The sequence below is a fragment of the Mycobacterium sp. DL440 genome (assembly GCF_011745145.1).
Lineage (GTDB): Bacteria > Actinomycetota > Actinomycetes > Mycobacteriales > Mycobacteriaceae > Mycobacterium.
The window spans coordinates 2164952-2183337 of the sequence record NZ_CP050191.1; the positions used below are offsets into that span (position 1 = coordinate 2164952).

Consider the following 18386-nt stretch of genomic DNA (forward strand, 5'->3'; position numbering starts at 1 on the left):
GATCGCCCGCGAGGACCATCCGGGTATCAAGCGCCTGGTCGGCTATGTCACTGAAGGGACAGCCGGGCCGGTGGATCCGGCCGGGATGCGAAATGCGTTGGCGGACCGACTGCCCCCGTACATGGTCCCGGCCGCGATCGTGGTGCTGGATGCGTTGCCGTTGACGGTCAACGGCAAACTCGACACCCGTGCCTTGCCGGCACCGGAATATCAGGACGCCGATCAGTACCGCGCACCTGCGACCCCTGTCGAGGAGATCCTGGTCGGCATCTATGCCCAGGTTCTCGGCCTGGAGCGGGTCGGGGTCGACGACTCGTTCTTCGACCTTGGCGGCGACAGTATTCTGTCCATGCAGGTGGTGGCCCAGGCCCGGGCGTGCGGCGTGATGTGCCGTCCGCGTGACATTTTCGTCGAGCAGACCGTTGCCCGACTGGCGCACGTGGTCGGGGTGACCAGCGATGATGACGGCCCCGTTGACGAGGGTGTCGGTCCGGTGGCGGCGACCCCGATCATGCGCTGGCTGGAAGAGGTGGACCGCGCGGGCGGCGCGACCGACCAGTTCAACCAGACAGTCGTGATCCAGGCCCCGCCGGGGGCCACCGAGTCCGACGTCGAGTTGGTCTTGAGTGCCCTGCTGGACCGGCATGCCATGCTGCGGCTGCGTGCCACTGCGCACGCGAGGAGCAAATCAGCAGAGGACGACGAAGCCGGTAACTGGTCACTCCTGGTGCCCGAGAAGGGTTCGGTACGAGCACATCTGCAGTCGGTGGACGCGCTGTCCGACGCGGCGGTGCTGGCCGCCCGGTCCCGGCTGAACCCGGCCACCGGCGAGATGGTGAGCGCCCTGTGGGTGGAATCCACCGGCCAGCTGGTGCTGACCATTCACCACCTGGCAGTCGACGCGGTGTCCTGGCGAATTCTGCTCGAAGACCTCAACATCGCCTGGGCCCAGCACTCCCAGGGACAGGCCGTCGCATTGCCGACGACGGGTACCTCATTCGCACAGTGGACGGCACTGCTCGGTGAGCGTGCGCGCTCCGCGGCCGCGGTGGATCAGGCCGACAGCTGGCGACGAGCGTTGGCGTCCCCGTCGCCGCTGCCGGCGGTGCGGCCCGAACTGGACACGTACGCCACCGCCGGCCACCTCACCGCTTCACTGGATGCCGAGACGACCCGCGCACTGCTCGGCGAAGTCCCGGCAGCGTTCCACGCCGGGGTGCAAGACATTCTGCTGATCGCCTATGGGCTGGCGTTGACCGAATTCCTGGGAATCACCTTGCCGGTGACCATCGATGTCGAGGGCCACGGCCGGCAAGAGGAGCTGGCAGAACTGGGTGGAATTTCTGATCGGGCCGTCGACCTGTCCCGCACCGTGGGCTGGTTCACCACCAAGTACCCGGTGAAATTGAGCGTCGCGGCAGACGTCGGGCAGCGTCGGGCCGGGCTGAGCTGGTCTGCGGTGATGGCCGGCGATCCGGCACTCGGCCGGGTGGTCAAAGACGCCAAGGAACAACTGCGTGCCCTACCCGACGGAATGACCTATGGACTCCTTCGCTACCTCAACCCCGACGTCGACCTGTCCGGGGCTGACCCGACCATCGGATTCAACTACCTCGGCAGGTTGGGCGCGTCCGGCTCTGCGCAGCAGGCGGACATGGCTGGGCTGTGGCAGGTCAGCGTCGATGGGGCGGCGCTTGCCGCGACCGCCGCGGCGATTCCGATGCCACTTGGGCACACCGTGGAGCTCAACGCGAGCACAGCCGAAACTGATGCCGGCCCAAGTCTTTACGCGTCGTGGACCTGGGCTCCCTCGGCTCTAGATGAGACCCAGGTCAGCCGGCTCAGCCAGCTCTGGTTCGAAGCGCTCACCGGTATCTGCGCGCATGTCCGCGAGGGTGGCGGCGGTCTGACCCCGTCCGACGTCCTTCCGGCCCGCCTCACCCAGCCCGAGATCGAGGAGTTGAGCCAGGACCACCACCTTGCCGATGTGCTGCCGTTGACCCCGCTGCAGCAGGGACTCCTGTTCCAGGCCAACGCAACTCACGGCAATGACGACGATGTCTACGCCATGCAACTCGACATCACCGTCACCGGTCCACTGGATGCGCACCGGCTGCGTGAGGCCGTGCGCACGGTGGTCGGCCGCCACCCGAACCTGGCGGCCCGGTTCGACAAACGATTCGACCAACCGGTCCAGATCATCCCTGCCGACCCCGATGTGCCGTGGCAGTACGTCGAGATGGCAACGGACACAGATGTGCAGCGGTTGTGTGCCGGCGAACGTGCCGCGGTCTGCGATCTGGCCCACCAGTCGGCGTTCCGGGCGGCGCTGATCCGGATCGCCGACAACGAGCACCGGTTCGTCATGACCTATCACCACATTGTGCTCGATGGTTGGTCACTGCCGATCCTGCTGCAGGAGGTTTTCGCCAGTTACTACGGCCAGCGCCTGCCGTCCGCTGCGCCATATCGCCGATTCGTGACATGGATGACCGATCGGGACGTCGATGCTGCCCATGCCGCGTGGCGGGAGGCCCTGGCTGACTTCGCCACCCCAACCCTGGTCGCCCCGAACCGGACCCGACCGGGGCGACGCGCCACCGAGACGTTCCGGTTGCCTGCCGGAATCACCCGTGCCGTCAACGAGCTCGCCCGCTCGCAGCACACCACCGCCAACACCGTGCTGCAAGCCGCCTGGGCGCAGGTGCTCATGTGGCTCACCGGCCAGCAGGATGTAGCGTTCGGCGTTGCCGTCTCGGGACGATCAGCAGAAGTGGCAGGCGCGGATTCGATGGTCGGCTTGCTCATCAACACCGTGCCGGTTCGGGCCGCCGTCACCCCGGACACGACCATCGCCAACCTGCTCGGCGAACTGCAACGCCGTCACAGCGACACCCTCGACCATCAGCATCTGGCACTCAGTGAGATCCACCGGGCTGTCGGCCACGATCAATTGTTCGACACCCTGTTCGTCTACCAGAACTATCCGGTGGAGACCGTGGCGGCATCGATGGCCGACGGACTGGCCATCACCGAGGTCAATGGCCGCGAATACAACCACTATCCGCTGACCCTGCAAGCCATGCCGGGGACGGAACTGGTTTTGCGTGTCGAATTCGATACCGACGTGTTCACCGCCAAACGCGTGAACAAAGTTGTCGCGCGGTTCCAGCGGGTGCTGGAGGCCATGACCGGGGAGGAACAGCAATCGTGAGTGCCGATGCCAACCGGCGATTGTTGTCAATGGATCTGGACGACGACGACGAGCTCGAAGAGCTGGATGAGTGGGGTAACCGCGCAGCCCTAGATGTGCCGGTTGCGGCGTCGCTGTCCATTCCGTTGCTGTTCGCCGCGCAGGTGACTCGTGATCCGGGTGCGGTGGCAGTCAGTTTCGACGGAAACCACGTCACCTATGGCGCGCTGGACGCGGCGGCGAATCGATTGGCGCATCTGCTTGTCGAGCAGGGCATCGGGCCCGGACAACGAGTGGCACTGCTGTTCTCGCGGTCGATCGAGGCGATCGTGGCGATCATCGGTGTGCTGAAAACCGGTGCGGCATATGTGCCGATCGACCCGTCAGTGCCTGCTGCGCGATTGGAATTCGTCCTCGCCGATTCGGCGCCGATAGCGGTGGTCAGTACCGCTGATCTGCTGGACCGGCTGAGCGGGCGCGGGTTGACGGTAATCGACGTCGACGATCCGGCGGTGGCCAGCCAACCCGCCACCACACCGCTGATCGAGCCGGCCGGCGATGATGTTGCGTACTTGATCTACACCTCGGGCACGACGGGCGTGCCCAAGGGTGTGGCAATTCCGCATCGGAATGTGACACGGCTGTTGGATGCGATCGATCGTGATGTGGCGTTGTCGCCGGGCCAGGTATGGGCACAAAGTCATTCGTTGGCGTTCGACTTCTCGGTGTGGGAGATTTTCGGGGCGCTCCTCCATGGTGGGCGGCTTGTGGTGGTACCCGAATCGGTGACACGTTCGGCCGAAGAGTTCCACACGCTGTTGGTCGCTGAGCGGGTCAGTGTGCTGAGTCAGACGCCGTCGGCGTTCTACGCGCTGGCCGCGGTGGACACCGCCCGGCTGGAGGACCAGCTGGCGCTCGAGGTGGTGGTGTTCGGTGGAGAGGCGCTGGAACCGTCGCGCCTGAGGCCGTGGCTGGCTGAGCATCCCGAGTTGCCGCGGTTGATCAACATGTACGGGATCACCGAGACGACGGTGCACGCCACGTTTCGTGAGATCACCACAGCCGATGTGGAGAACGCGGTTTCGCCGATCGGCGTGCCGTTGGCCGATCTGGCGTTCTTCATCCTCGACGGCTGGTTGCGTCCGGTGCCGGCCGGTGTGGTGGGCGAGTTGTATGTGGCCGGTGCAGGTTTGGGCTATGGCTATGTGGGGCGGGCATCGTTGACGGCGACGCGATTTGTGTCGTGCCCGTTCGGCAATGCGACCGCACCGGGAATACGCATGTACCGCACCGGGGATCTGGTGCGCTGGGGCTCTGATGGGCAGCTGCAGTACCTGGGGCGCGCCGACGAGCAGGTCAAGATTCGTGGCTATCGGATCGAGCTGGGTGAGATCCAGGCCGCGTTAACCGCTTTGGATGATGTCGAGCAGGCCGTCGTGATCGCCCGGGAGGACCGTCCCGGGGACAAGCGGCTGGTCGGTTACATCACCGGTACCGCCGATCCGTCCGCGGCGCGGACGGCGCTGGGGGAGAAGCTCCCGTCGTACATGGTGCCCACGGCGGTGGTCGCGTTGGAGACATTGCCGTTGACCGTCAACGGCAAGCTCGACAAGAAAGCCTTGCCCGCACCGGAATACCAACACATCGACGACTACCGGGCTCCGTCGACTCCCACCGAGGAAATCCTGGCCGGCATCTACGCTCAGATCCTCGGACTCGAACGCGTCGGCGTCGATGTCTCGTTCTTCGATCTCGGCGGGGATTCGCTGCAGGCCATGCGCCTGGTCGCCGCGCTCAACAGAACTCTGGACGCCGGCCTTGAAGAGCGCGTCGTGTTCGATGCTCCAACGGTCGCCCAGTTGGCACTCCGCCTCGGTGCTGATGAAGGCCGCCGGCAGCCCTTGCTGGCCGGCGAGCGACCGGCGGTGATGCCGCTGTCGTTTGCTCAGAGCCGGTTGTGGTTCGTCGACCAATTGCAGGGCCCTTCACCGGTTTACAACCTGACGGCCGGGCTACGGCTGGACGGGCCGCTCGACGTCGATGCGCTGGGCGCGGCCTTCGCGGACCTACTCGATCGTCACGAGAGCCTGCGCACGGTGTTCCCGACGGTCGACGGGACGCCTCAGCAGCTGGTCGTTCCCGCCGATCAGACCGGATTCACCTGGGGCGTCGTCGATGCCGCCGGGTGGCCGGCAAGCCGGTTGCAGGAAGCGGTCGAGGAGGCAGTGCGACACAGTTTCGACCTGGCTGCCGAGATCCCCTTCCGGGCGAAGATTTTCCGCGTCGCTGCCGAGGAGCACGTGCTGGTGGCCGTGGTGCACCACATCGCCGCCGACGGCTGGTCGATCACCCCGCTGGTGGCCGATCTGGGAGTCGCCTATGCCAGCCGGCGTGTGGGGGAGGCTCCCGGCTGGGAACCGTTGGCGGTCCAATATGCGGATTACACGTTGTGGCAGCGCGCGCAGCTCGGCGATCTGGAGGACAGCGACAGCCGCATCTCCCAGCAGCTGAAATACTGGGCGGACGCCCTGGCCGGGATGCCCGAGCGCTTGGCGTTACCGACGGACCGCCCCTGTCCCTTGGTGGCTGACCAACAAGGCGACCGGGTAGATGTGGAGTGGCCGGCTGATCTGCAGCAACACGTCGCTCGACTGGCTCGCGATCACAACGCGACCAAATTCATGGTGGTCCAAGCGGCGCTGCTGACGCTGCTTTCGAAACTGAGCTCGAGTTCCGATGTGGCGGTGGGCTTCCCGATCGCGGGGCGCCGCGATCCAGCCCTTGATGAGCTGGTCGGGTTTTTCGTCAACACGTTGGTGTTGCGGGTGGATCTGGCAGGAGATCCCAGTGTTGCCGAGGTGCTGGCTCAAGTTCGTGCCAGCAGTCTCAGCGCTTTCGAGCATCAGGATGTGCCCTTCGAGGTACTCGTCGAGCGGCTCAATCCGACCCGTTCGCTGACCCATCATCCGCTGGTGCAGGTGATGTTGGCCTGGCAGAACGTTCCCGGACAGACCCGCGTTTCCGGTGGCGGGTTGGCGCTGGGGGATCTGCAGGCCACCCAGCTACCGCTGGACACCCATACCGCCCGGATGGATCTGTCGTTCTCCTTGGCCGAGCGCTGGACTGAAACCGGGGAGGCCGCAGGGATTTCGGGGACGGTGGAGTTCCGCACCGATGTGTTCGACACCGCCACCATCGAAGCGCTGGTCGATCGGCTGCACCGGGTGCTCGAGGCGATGGCTGCCGACCCCTCTCGGCGGCTGTCTGCGATTGATGTGCTCGATGCCGATGAGCAGCTGCGCCTGGACACGGTGGGCAATCGGGCGACGCTGACCCGTCCAGCTGCTCAACCGGCGTCGATTCCGGTTTTGTTCGAGGCCCAGGTGGCCCGCGATTCCGGTGCGGTGGCGGTCAGTTTCGACGGAGGCCACCTCACCTACGGAGACCTCGATCAGGCCGCGAATCGGTTGGCGCATCTGCTGATCGAGCGGGGCGTGGGTCCGGGACAGCGCGTCGCCGTGCTGTTTTCCCGGTCGGTCGAAGCGATCGTTGCGATTTTCGCGGTCCTCAAGACCGGTGCGGCGTATGTGCCCATCGATCCCGCGGTGCCCGATTCACGGTTGGAGTTCGTCCTCACTGATTCCGCGCCGGTGGCCGCGGTCACCACCAATGATCTGGCCGATCGCCTGGACGGGCGTCAGTTGATGGTGATCGCCGTCGACGACGTCGCGGTGGCCGGACAGCCGAGTAGCGCGCCGACGGTGGGTCCGGCACCTGATGATGTCGCGTATCTGATTTACACCTCTGGCACCACGGGTGTGCCCAAGGGAGTGGCGATCCCGCACCACAACGTGACCCGCCTGCTAGAGGCGCTGGATGCCGACCTGGAGTTGTCGGCGGATCAGGTTTGGACGCAAAGTCATTCGTTGGCGTTCGACTTCTCGGTGTGGGAGATTTTCGGGGCGCTCCTCCATGGTGGGCGGCTGGTGGTGGTGTCCGACACGGTGGCGCGGTCTCCGGAGGAGTTCCACGCCTTGCTGGTCGATGAGCGCGTCAGCGTGCTGAGTCAGACGCCGTCGGCGTTCTATGCGCTGCAGACCGTGGATGAACTCTCGCCGGGGGCTGAACTCCAGCTTGAATTGGTGGTCTTCGGCGGTGAGGCGCTGGACCCCACACGGCTGGCGGAGTGGCTGCAGGATCATCCGGTGTTACCGCGGCTGGTCAACATGTACGGGATCACCGAGACGACGGTGCACGCCTCGTTTCGTGAGATCACCGCCGCCGATGTCGACGTCGCGGTCAGCCCGATCGGCGTTCCGCTGAAGCATCTGGCCTTTTTCGTGCTCGACCGATGGTTGCGGCCGATGCCGGTCGGTGTCGTGGGCGAGTTGTATGTGGCCGGTGCGGGTCTGGCTGCCGGGTATGTCGGCCGGCCCGGGTTGAGCGCGTCGAGGTTTGTGGCGTGTCCTTTCGGTGCGCCGGGACAAAGGATGTATCGCACCGGGGATCTGGTCTGTTGGCGCCCGGACGGGGAGCTGCAGTATCTGGGGCGTGCCGACGAGCAGGTCAAGATCCGCGGCTACCGCATCGAGCTGGGTGAAATCCAATCGGTACTAACGGCTTTGGACGGTGTTGAGCAGGCGGTCGTGATCGCCCGTGAGGACCGCCCCGGGGACAAGCGCCTCGTCGGCTACATCACCGGGGTCGCCGATCCCGCCGCCTTACGTGCCGCGCTGGGGGAGAAGCTGCCCTCCTACATGGTGCCCACGGCCGTCGTCGCGATTGACTCGTTGCCGCTGACGGTCAACGGCAAACTCGACACGCGTGCCCTGCCTGCACCCGAATACCAGGACGTCGATCACTACCGCGCCCCGGCCACTCACCTCGAGGAGATCCTGGCCGGCATCTTTGCTCAGGTCCTCGGGCTCGAGCAGGTCGGAGTCGACGACTCGTTCTTCGACCTTGGCGGCGACAGCATCTCGGCCATGCAGGTGATATGGCGGGCCCACCATGCCGGCCTGACCGGCCGCCCAAAAGACATCTTCGTCCAGCAGACCGTGGCCCGGCTGGCGCGGGTGGTCAGGATGGCAGACAGCGCAGGCAGCGTGATCGACGAGGGGCTCGGACCTGTCGTGGCAACCCCGATCATGCAGTGGTTGAAGAGCCTGGAAAGTGCCGACGGCCCGATCGACGAGTTCAACCAGACCGTGGTGTTGCAGGCACCCACCGGCGCCTCCGAGGACGACGTCGTAATCCTGTTGCAGGCCTTGCTCGATCGGCACGGCATGCTCCGGTTGCGCGCCGAGGACGACGGTGAGGGCGGCTGGTCTCTGACGGTGCCCGAGGCAGATACGGTGGACGCCCGCGCGTACCTGCAGACGGTGGACGTCTTGACGGAAGACGCGCTGGCGGCGGCACGGTCGCGGTTGAATCCCGCTGCCGGAGCGATGTTGAGCGCGTTGTGGAGTTCTTCCACGGGCCAATTGGCGTTGGTGGTTCACCATCTGGCTGTTGACGGTGTGTCGTGGCGAATTATGTTGGAGGACCTCAACATCGCCTGGACTCAGCATCGCGGGGAACAGCCCGTGCTGTTGCCGCCGGCGGGCACGTCGTTTGCGGGATGGGCCGGCCTGCTGGCCGAGTACGCGCGCCACCCCGACGTGGTCGGCGAGGCGAACGTGTGGCGGCAGGTGACGTCGATCCCGGCCGCGTTGCCGGCACCGCGGCCGGCGGAGGATACGTTTGCCACGGCCGGATACCTGACGGAGTTTCTGGACGCCGAGACCACCCACATGCTCCTCGGCGACGTGCCTGCGGCGTTTCACGCCGGGGTGCATGAGATCTTGTTGATCGCCTTTGCCCTCGCGTGGGCGCAATACCTGGGGACCGGTGGAGCGCCGATCGCGATCGATGTGGAGGGTCACGGGCGCCAGGAGGAATTAGCGGATGTCGGTGGAATTGACGGTCGAGATGTCGACCTGTCACGCACGGTCGGCTGGTTCACCACCAAGTACCCGGTGTCGTTGAGCTTCGGGGGCCGCGGAGGTGGGCTGCGCTGGACGCAGGTGGTGGCTGGTGATGCGGCACTCGGCGCGGTGATCAAAGACGCCAAGGAGCAGCTTCGAGCCCTGCCCGACGGGCTGACCTACGGTCTGCTGCGCTATCTCAACCCCGACGTGGACCTGGCTGGATCCGATCCCGTCATTGGGTTCAACTACCTCGGACGGCTGGGTTCTCCGGCGGCTTATGCGTCTGGTGACGTGTGGCGTTTCAGTCAGGCCGGTTTGTCCATGACGGGCGCGGCCGGGGCGATGCCCATTGCGCTGGCGCACTCCGTGGAGCTCAACGCGGTCACGATCGACACCGACACCGGCCCGCATCTGAATGCGACCTGGACGTGGGCGCCGTCGGCGCTGGATCGCACGGCCGTCACCCGGATCAGCCGGTTGTGGTTCGACGCTCTCGCGGGTATCTGCGCCCACGTCAGGCGGGGTGGGGGCGGGTTGACCCCGTCGGATATCGCCCCGGCCCGGCTCAGCCAACAGCAGATCGATGCGCTGCACGGCGAATTCCCCGTTGCCGACGTGCTGATGTTGACGCCGTTGCAGCAGGGACTGCTGTATCACGCCGGCATTGCGAACAGCTCCGGCGACGACGTCTACGCGGTGCAGCTGGATCTGGCATTGAGCGGCCCGCTCGACGTGCACCAGCTCCGCGATGCCGTTCAGGCAGTCGTAAACCGGCATCCGCATCTGGCGGCCCGCTTCTGCCCACAATTCGAGCAACCCGTGCAGGTCGTTCCCGCTGATCCCGTGGCGCCCTGGCGGTATATCGAATTGGACGCCAACGGCATCGGCGTCGACGCACAGATCGAGGAGATCTGTGCGGACGAGCGTTCGGCGGTGTGCGACCTCGAGAACCAGCCCGCCTTCCGTACCGCGCTCGTTCGCATCGCGGCCGATCGGCACCGTTTCATCCTGACCAATCACCACATCGTGCTCGACGGCTGGTCGATGCCGATCCTGATGCAGGAGATCTTCGCCGGCTACCACGGGCTACGGTTGCCCGCGGCCTCGCCGTATCGCAGTTTCATGACGTGGCTGGCCGAACGCGATCATCATGCCGCCCACGCAGCGTGGCGCGAGGTGTTGGCCGGTTTCGACACCCCGATTCTCGTCGGGCCGCCGCAGAAGTTGCGGTTCGGGGAGCGTTGCGTCGATTCGTATCGGGTACCCGCGAAGACCACCCGCGCGCTCACCAAGCTGGCGCGCTCGCATCACACCACGGTCAACGTGGTGTTGCAGGGTGCCTGGGCACTGCTGCTCAGCTCACTGACCGGTCAGTCCGACGTCGCGTTCGGCACTGTCGTTTCGGGCAGACCTGCCGAGGTGGACGGCGCGGATTCGATGGTGGGCCTGTTGATCAACACGGTGCCGGTGCGGGCCACCTTCACACCGGACATGACGACGGCCGATCTGCTGGATCAGCTACAGAATGCTCACAACGAGACACTCGAGCATCAGCACGTGGCACTCAGCGACATCCACCGCATCACCGGCCAGGACAGACTGTTCGACACCGTCTTCGTCTATGAGAACTATCCGACTGAGTCCGGGACGCAACCGGGTGGAGACGGATTGGCCATTACGGGTTTCAGCAGCCGCGACTACTACCACTACCCGATCTCGGTGCAGGCCGGGCCGGGCCGCGAGTTGGAACTGCGGGTTCAATATGACACCGATGTGTTCGATGCGGAAACCATCGAAGCACTGATGGAGCGGTTCAATAAGGTGTTGGTGGAGATGGCCGCCCATCCGGGTCGCCGCTTGTCGTCCACGGACGTCCTGAATGGGTCCGAACACCCACGGCTGCACCGGTGGGGAAGAAAGGCGGTCTCGGCTCAGCCCGAGACCACGGCGGTGCCGGCCCCCGACGGTCGCGAGACCAATGGCGCCTATTGCCCTCCGTCCACCCTGATCGAGCAGATCGTGGCCAGTATCTATGCCGAGGTGCTGGGCGTGGACCGCGTCGGAGTGGAGGAGTCGTTCTTCGATTCGGGCGGCGATTCGATTTCTGCGATGCGTGCCATCGCTGCAATCAACGGGGCCCTCGACGTCGAACTCACGATGCTCACGCTGTTCGACGCCCCGTCCGTGCGGAGCTTGGCGCAGCAGTTGGCAAACGCACCCGCTCAGTGAATGCTCGCCGCGTCGACCCCGTGGGGGCCGGTGCGGCGGTCACCACATGTAGGGCACCAGGCGATAGCGCGCCTTCTTCGTGTATTCGCGATATCCGTCCAGCTCTTCGACAAGCAGCTTTTCTTCATCGCGGATGCGAACGATGAGCATGATGAGGCCGGGTACGACGGGCAGCAGCCCCCAATAGGACCCGAGCGCGAGGGGGAAGCCGACGATGGTCAGTACGTTGCCGGTGTACATGGGATGGCGCACAAGCCCATACAGGCCGGTGGAGGCAAGCTGCTGGCCTGTCTCCACCTGAACGGTGGAGGCCGCGAAGCTGTTCTGGATGACGACGAGGCTCGTGACGCCCAGCCCGACGGCTACCAGAACATCGCCGGCCACGCAGATCGCCGGCGGCACCGAGGACCAACCGAAGCGATGGTCCAGGGCGCTGACCACGACCATTGCTGCCAGCGATGCGTACCACGCCGCAATGAGGACCTTCTGCAGCGTTCGGCTTTCGGCGGCCGGCCCTGCGTGCTTGCGCCGTTGGTGCGCAGCGGGGTCCGCGCGTTGCAGGTAGATGCTCGGGATCCACGTCGAAAGAGCGAACACCACCAGAAACGCCCACGCCTGCCAGAAGTTGAATGTTCCGGCGAGTGAGAACAGCACCAAGCCGAACACGATGAGCTCAACGAGCCCGAATCCCACAACTCTCGCAACGGCTTTCACGATCCTCCTGTGGTCCGTCGCAGCATCGGCTGCCGGCAGCCGATGCTGCGCACGCTTAACCTACCGGCGGTTGCCGGGGAGGCGGGTGCGTTTGGCACTGAGTGTTGTTCTGACGATCCTCGGCTGCGGCGGATTGATCCGGGCTGCGGTTACTTCGTCTGCGCAGCTGCCTTCCAAGACAGCGTGGTGCCCTCGGTGAGATTCGAACTCACACTGTACGGGTTTTGAATCCGTTTCCTCTGCCAGTTGGGATACGAGGGCGTGCCGATCAGTACTGCGGCCTATCACCATAGATGATGCCCCCGCGGTCGCCGAACGGCGCCCTCCACGACACAATGTTTCTCATGACCGGGTCACCAACAGACGCTGACAGACCACGCCGCGTGCTCATCGCCGAGGATGAGGCGCTCATCCGCCTCGACCTCGCCGAGATGCTCAGAGAAGAGGGCTACGAGGTTGTCGGTGAGGCAGGTGACGGTCAGGTGGCCGTCGAGCTCGCCGAGGCCCTGCACCCGGACCTGGTGATCATGGACGTCAAGATGCCGCGCCGCGACGGTATCGACGCCGCCTCTGAGATCGCCAGCAAGCGCATTGCCCCGATCGTCATCCTCACCGCGTTCAGCCAGCGAGAATTGGTCGAGCGTGCCCGTGATGCCGGGGCGATGGCCTATCTGGTCAAGCCCTTCAGTGTCACCGACCTGGTCCCGGCGATCGAGGTGGCGGTCAGCCGGTTCAGCGAGATCGCCGCGCTGGAAAACGAAGTCGCGACGTTGGGGGACCGGCTGGAGACCCGCAAGCTGGTCGAGCGGGCCAAGGGTTTGCTGCAGAGCAAACACCAGATGACCGAGCCCGAGGCCTTCAAGTGGATTCAGCGGGCCGCGATGGACCGCCGTACCACCATGAAACGGGTGGCCGAGGTGGTGCTGGAAACCCTGGACGAATCCGAGGAAGCGCCCGCTCCGGAGAACTGACCGACCGGGCCGGTTGTTAATTGTGGGTTTCTGCCGGGCCGAAATTCCACGTTTGGCCAGTACGCGCGGAAGAAGCCTCACTCAACATCCCGCGCTCGGGCCGGTGGTTGGCTATGTTCTACCCGAAGCTCCGGCGCCCCGTCCTCGCAAGGTCAGGGCGCCGGTACCGCTGACAACTCTGACCCGGAGGTGAAGCGTGCGCGGTCGCGTGGCACGGAAAGCGTTTGCTCTCGGAAGTGCGGGTGTGGTTGCCCTGGCGATTGCCGGCTGTAACCAATCCTCGCCAGAAGGCGAGGCATCGCAGACCAATTTGAAGATCGTCGAGAAGGTTCAGATCGACGAGAACGGTGCAGAGGTCAAGGCGGCCCAGGACGTCACGCCTGCTGATCCTGCCGGCGACGGCAAGGCCGCCTGCCCGCCGGTGATGATCGGCATGATGGGTGCGCTCAACGGTCCGGACGCCGCCCTGGGCATCAACATCAAGAACGGCGTGCAGCTGGCGATCGACAAGCACAACGCCGCCAACGCCGGCTGCCAGGTGCAGCTCAAGAGCTTTGACACCGAAGGTGATCCGCAGAAGGCCACCGGCGTGGCGCCGCAGATCGTCGACGAGGCGTTCATCATCGGCCTCATCGGGCCTGCGTTCTCCGGCGAGACCAAGGCCACCGGTGACGTGTTCAACCAGGCCGGTCTGGTCGCGGCCACCGCATCGGCCACCAACGTCACGTTGAGCGAGAACGGGTGGCGGACGTTCTTCCGCGGCCTGGCCAATGACGGCGTGCAGGGCCCCTCGGTGGCCAATTACCTCAAGAACACGCTCGGCAACACGAAGGTGTGCGTTGTCGACGACAGCACCGACTACGGTCTCGGCCTGGCCGAGGCCGTGCGTGAAACCCTTGGCCCGGTTGCCGATTCGTCGTGCAACATCTCGGTGAAGAAGGGGGACAAGGAGTTCTCCGCCGCCGTCACCCAGATCAAGGGCGCCGCCCCGGATTCGGTCTTCTACAGCGGTTACTACTCCGAGGCCGCACCGTTCGTGCAGCAACTCAAGGACGGCGGTGTGACGGCGACCTTCGTCAGCGCCGACGGCACCAAGGATCAACAGTTCGTCGACCAGGCCGGCGAATCATCGAAGGGCGCCTTGCTGTCCTGCCCGTGTGGTCCGGCCACCGGGGCGTTCGCCGATGAGTACACCCAGAAGTTCGGGCAGGCGCCCGGCACCTACAGCACCGAGGGCTATGACCTGGGCACCATCCTGCTCAAGGGCATCGACTCCGGTGCGATCACCCGGCCGGCGCTGCTGGACTACGTCCGCAAGTACGAGGGCCAAGGCGTGGCGCGCAAGTACCAGTGGACCGACAAGGGCGAGCTGACCACCAACCTGATCTGGATGTACGAAGTCAAGTAGTCCTCACACGAAACGCGTCCGAGACCGTCCCCGGGACTCGGACGCGTTTCGCTTCACATCACTTCAGTCAGGAGCCGCCGCCGGATGATCCACCAGTGCGTCGAGCAGTTCGCCTGCCTGGCAGCCAACATCAGCTTCAACTTGGATGGTCTGCGAGACGGGTTCTGGCAGTTGACGATCGACGGCCTCTCCTGGGGTGCGATCTATGCACTGGTGGCGGTGGGCTATACCCTGGTCTTCGGCGTGCTGCGCCTGATCAACTTCGCCCATTCCGAGATCTTCATGCTGGGCATGTTCGGCGCCTACTTCTGTCTGGATGTGATTCTCGGTTTCACCCCGAGCGGCAACACCTACAACAAGGGCGTCGCGTTGACTGTGCTGTATCTCGGCATCGCGTTGCTGTTCGCGATGCTGGTCTCGGGATCGGCGGCAGTCGGTCTGGAACTCATCGCCTATCGACCGCTGCGAAAACGCAATGCCCGCGCCCTGACCTTCCTCATCACGGCCATCGGTATGTCATTCGTCCTGCAGGAGTTCGTGCACTTCGTGTTGCCGAAGCTGATGAAGGGCTACGGCGGGAGCAACGCGCAACAACCCATCGTCCTGGTCCAGCCGAAAGCCCAGTTCACGATTTTCGGCGCGACGGTGTCGAACGTGACGCTGGTGGTCGTGGGCGCCGCGCTGGTGTTGGCGCTGCTGACCGACATCGCGATCAACCGCACGAAGTTCGGACGTGGGATCCGTGCGGTGGCGCAGGATCCGACCACCGCCACGCTGATGGGCGTCTCCCGGGAGCGCATCATCATGCGGACCTTCCTCATCGGCGGGTTGCTGGCCGGGGCGGCGGCGCTGCTGTACACGCTGAAGGTGCCGCAGGGCATCATCTACTCGGGCGGATTCCTCCTCGGCATCAAGGCGTTCTCGGCGGCGGTGCTCGGCGGTATCGGGAATCTCCGTGGAGCCCTGCTGGGCGGTCTGCTGCTGGGCATCATGGAGAACTACGGGCAGGCGGTATTCGGGACGCAATGGCGTGACGTCGTGGCGTTCGTGTTGCTGGTGCTGGTCCTGTTGTTCCGGCCGACCGGCATACTCGGTGAAAGCCTCGGGAAGGCACGGGTATGAGCGAACCTCACGGTTCAGCATCCGCCGGTTCGGTGACCAAGACCCTGCTGGCCCCCGGCGACGCCATCCGCGAATCCTGGTCCACCCTGCCCAGGGCGGCCAAATGGGTTGTGGGCATTGTGGGATTCGGGTTGCTGGCACTGCTGCCGTTGTTCACCCCGAGCTTTCTCAACACCCCTGGCATCAGCTTCGGCGGCACCATGGCACAGTTCGCGATGGTCGCCATCATCGCGATCGGCCTCAACGTCGTCGTCGGTCAGGCCGGCCTCCTCGACCTCGGCTACGTCGGCTTCTACGCCGTCGGCGCCTACACCGTCGCCTTGTTGACCAGCCCCGACAGCCCGTGGAACAAGGTGGGCCCCAACGGTTTCTTCAGCAAGGACTGGGCCTGGCTGTCCTGCGTGCCGTTGGCCATGGCCGTCACCGCGCTGGCCGGGTTGATCCTGGGGACGCCGACGCTGCGCTTGCGCGGCGACTACCTGGCCATCGTCACCCTCGGTTTCGGTGAGATCATCCGGCTGCTGGCCGACAATCTGTCCGACATCACCAACGGTTCACGCGGGCTCAATCAGGTTGCCTATCCTCGGATCGGGGAGAGCGAGAAGTTGCCGAACGGCGTGTTCTCGAGCGGCAACTCGGTCGGTGAGGCCAACTATGGCACCTGGTGGTTCTGGCTCGGCCTGATCCTGATGATCGGCATCCTGCTGTTGGTCGGCAATCTGGAGCGCAGCCGGGTCGGGCGCGCCTGGGTAGCCGTTCGGGAGGACGAGGACGCCGCAGAGGTGATGGGCGTCAACACCTTCCGGTTCAAGCTGTGGGCCTTCGTGATCGGCGCCGCGATCGGTGGGCTCTCCGGTGCGCTCTACGCCGGTCAGGTCCAGTACGTTGCGCCACCGACGTTCAACATCATCAACTCGATGTTGTTCCTGTGCGCGGTGGTGCTCGGCGGGCAGGGCAACAAGCTCGGCGTGATCTTCGGCGCCTTCATCGTCGTGTATCTGCCGAACCGCCTCCTGGGGGTCGAGTTCCTCGGGATCAACCTCGGTGACCTGAAGTACCTGTTCTTCGGTCTGGCGCTGGTGGTGCTGATGATCTTCCGGCCGCAGGGGCTGTTCCCGGTGCGCCAACAACTGCTGACCTACGGCAGAGCGGCCCGACAGTTGTTGCGCGGCACCACAGACAAGGAGCCGGTGGGATGAGCGAGCCCATGCCCGGCGTCACCGAGAGCGTCGAGGAGCTGGCCGGGGTACACCGTGAGATCCAGGCCGCCGAGGGCGAGGTCCTGCTGGAGACGCGGGATCTCACCGTGAAGTTCGGTGGCCTGGTGGCGCTGGACTCGGTCAGTTTCAACATCCGGCGCGGGGAGATCCTCGGCCTGATCGGACCCAACGGCGCGGGCAAGACCACCTGTTTCAACGCGATCACCGGTGTGTACCGGCCCAGCTCGGGGTCGGTCATGTTCGATGGCGCTCCACTGGGCCGGATCAAACGTCACCAGATCACACGACGTGGCATCGCCCGCACCTTCCAGAACATCCGCCTCTTCGGTGAGATGACCGCACTGGAGAACGTCATGGTGGGAACCGATGCGCGGCACAAGACCTCGGTGCCGGGTGCCCTGGTGCGGTCCCCACGACACCGTCGCGAGGAGCGGTCCGCGGTCGAACGCGCCGTGGCCTTGCTGCACTTTGTCGGAATCGCGCATCGCGGGGAGGAGAAGGCCAGAAACCTTCCCTATGGAGATCAGCGGCGCCTGGAGATCGCCCGCGCGCTGGCCACCGAGCCCAAGCTGTTGTGCCTGGACGAGCCGGCTGCGGGGTTCAACCCGGCCGAGAAGGCATCGCTGATCGAGTTGATCCGAAGGATCCGCGACGACGGCTACACGGTGCTGCTGATCGAGCACGACATGCGCCTGGTGATGGGCGTGACCGACCGCATCGTGGTGCTGGAATTCGGCCGCAAGATCGCCGACGGATTGCCATCCGAAATCCGCGAGGACCCGAAGGTCATCGCCGCGTATCTGGGGGTGCCCGATGACGAGCTCGGCTGAGACCAGCCGTCCGGTGCTGCTCGAGGTGCGCGACGCGGTGGTGCACTACGGCAGGATCAAGGCGTTGCACGGGGTTTCGCTGGTGGTGCATGAGGGGGAGTTGGTCACGCTGCTGGGCTCCAACGGGGCCGGCAAGACCACGATGATGCGGGCGATCTCGGGCTTACGGCCGCTGACGTCGGGCTCCGTATGGTTCGAAGGCCGCGACATCTCGCGCGTGAAAGCCCATCAGCGCGTCATCGACGGACTGATCCAGGCTCCGGAGGGACGCGGGGTCTTTCCGGGCATGACGGTGGTGGAAAACCTGGAGATGGGTTGTTATGGGCGCAAATTCGCGTCCCGCCATGAGCACGACGAGCGATTGGACTGGGTGTTCCAGACGTTCCCGAGGCTGGCTGAACGGCGATCCCAGGTGGGCGGCACCCTCTCCGGCGGCGAACAGCAGATGTTGGCCATCGGCCGCGCGCTGATGTCCCGACCCAGGGTGCTGTTGCTCGACGAGCCGTCGATGGGGTTGGCGCCGATGGTGATCTCGCAGATCTTCAGGATCATCTCCGAGATCAACTCTCAGGGCACCACCGTGTTGCTGGTCGAGCAGAACGCCCAACAGGCGCTGAGTCGCTCGGACCGGGCCTACATCCTGGAGACCGGCAACGTCACCCGAACCGGTGATGCGCGGGAGTTGTTGGCGGATGACAGCATTCGTGCCGCCTACTTGGGTGTCGCGTAG

9 protein-coding genes and 1 tRNA gene (1 of these 10 cut by a window edge) are annotated in these 18386 nt (G+C 65.1%); 8 read left to right on the forward strand and 2 right to left on the reverse strand.

What is annotated here, in order from left to right; all coding sequences use genetic code 11:
• A protein-coding gene (locus HBE63_RS10475) for a non-ribosomal peptide synthase/polyketide synthase (RefSeq protein ID WP_371814953.1) crosses the window boundary here: on the forward strand, positions 1–3214 show its 3' end. The gene continues 21275 nt to the left of window position 1, outside the view; the window shows 3214 of its 24489 coding nt (coding positions 21276–24489); its start codon lies beyond the left edge, outside the window; it ends in the stop codon at positions 3212–3214.
• Positions 3211–11391 carry a non-ribosomal peptide synthetase gene (locus HBE63_RS10480; RefSeq protein WP_166904688.1) on the forward strand — a complete coding sequence of 2727 codons (8181 nt, stop codon included), beginning with the start codon at positions 3211–3213 and terminating at the stop codon, positions 11389–11391. Before HBE63_RS10475 ends, HBE63_RS10480 begins: the two co-directional genes overlap by 4 nt.
• Positions 11392–11430: 39 nt before the next feature.
• Here the strand turns inward: HBE63_RS10480 and HBE63_RS10485 are convergent, their stop codons facing one another.
• Both HBE63_RS10485 and HBE63_RS10490 read right to left on the reverse strand, forming a co-directional pair.
• On the reverse strand, positions 11431–12105 hold the full coding sequence (locus HBE63_RS10485) for an isoprenylcysteine carboxylmethyltransferase family protein (protein ID WP_166904689.1): 675 nt from the start codon (positions 12103–12105) through the stop codon (positions 11431–11433).
• 184 nt (positions 12106–12289) lie between these two features.
• A tRNA-Leu gene (locus HBE63_RS10490) sits at positions 12290–12366 on the reverse strand.
• 83 nt (positions 12367–12449) lie between these two features.
• Between HBE63_RS10490 and HBE63_RS10495 the strand changes: the two genes are divergently transcribed.
• From HBE63_RS10495 to HBE63_RS10520, 6 genes are all read left to right on the forward strand, one after another.
• Complete coding sequence (locus HBE63_RS10495; RefSeq protein WP_166904690.1) at positions 12450–13076, forward strand: ANTAR domain-containing response regulator; 627 nt, start codon at positions 12450–12452, stop codon at positions 13074–13076.
• Positions 13077–13272: 196 nt separating this feature from the next.
• The gene (locus tag HBE63_RS10500) at positions 13273–14484 is read left to right on the forward strand and encodes a branched-chain amino acid ABC transporter substrate-binding protein (RefSeq protein WP_166904691.1); all 1212 of its coding nucleotides are present in this window, start codon (positions 13273–13275) and stop codon (positions 14482–14484) included.
• Positions 14485–14568: 84 nt separating this feature from the next.
• Positions 14569–15606, forward strand: coding sequence for a branched-chain amino acid ABC transporter permease (locus HBE63_RS10505; protein WP_166904692.1), 1038 nt, complete (start codon positions 14569–14571; stop codon positions 15604–15606).
• The gene (locus tag HBE63_RS10510) at positions 15603–16805 is read left to right on the forward strand and encodes a branched-chain amino acid ABC transporter permease (protein WP_166904693.1); all 1203 of its coding nucleotides are present in this window, start codon (positions 15603–15605) and stop codon (positions 16803–16805) included. Before HBE63_RS10505 ends, HBE63_RS10510 begins: the two co-directional genes overlap by 4 nt.
• Positions 16802–17656 carry an ABC transporter ATP-binding protein gene (locus HBE63_RS10515; RefSeq protein WP_166904694.1) on the forward strand — a complete coding sequence of 285 codons (855 nt, stop codon included), beginning with the start codon at positions 16802–16804 and terminating at the stop codon, positions 17654–17656. The genes HBE63_RS10510 and HBE63_RS10515 overlap by 4 nt, the downstream gene beginning before the upstream one ends.
• Entirely contained in the window at positions 17640–18386 is a 747-nt protein-coding gene (locus tag HBE63_RS10520) for an ABC transporter ATP-binding protein (protein ID WP_166904695.1), read from the forward strand. Before HBE63_RS10515 ends, HBE63_RS10520 begins: the two co-directional genes overlap by 17 nt.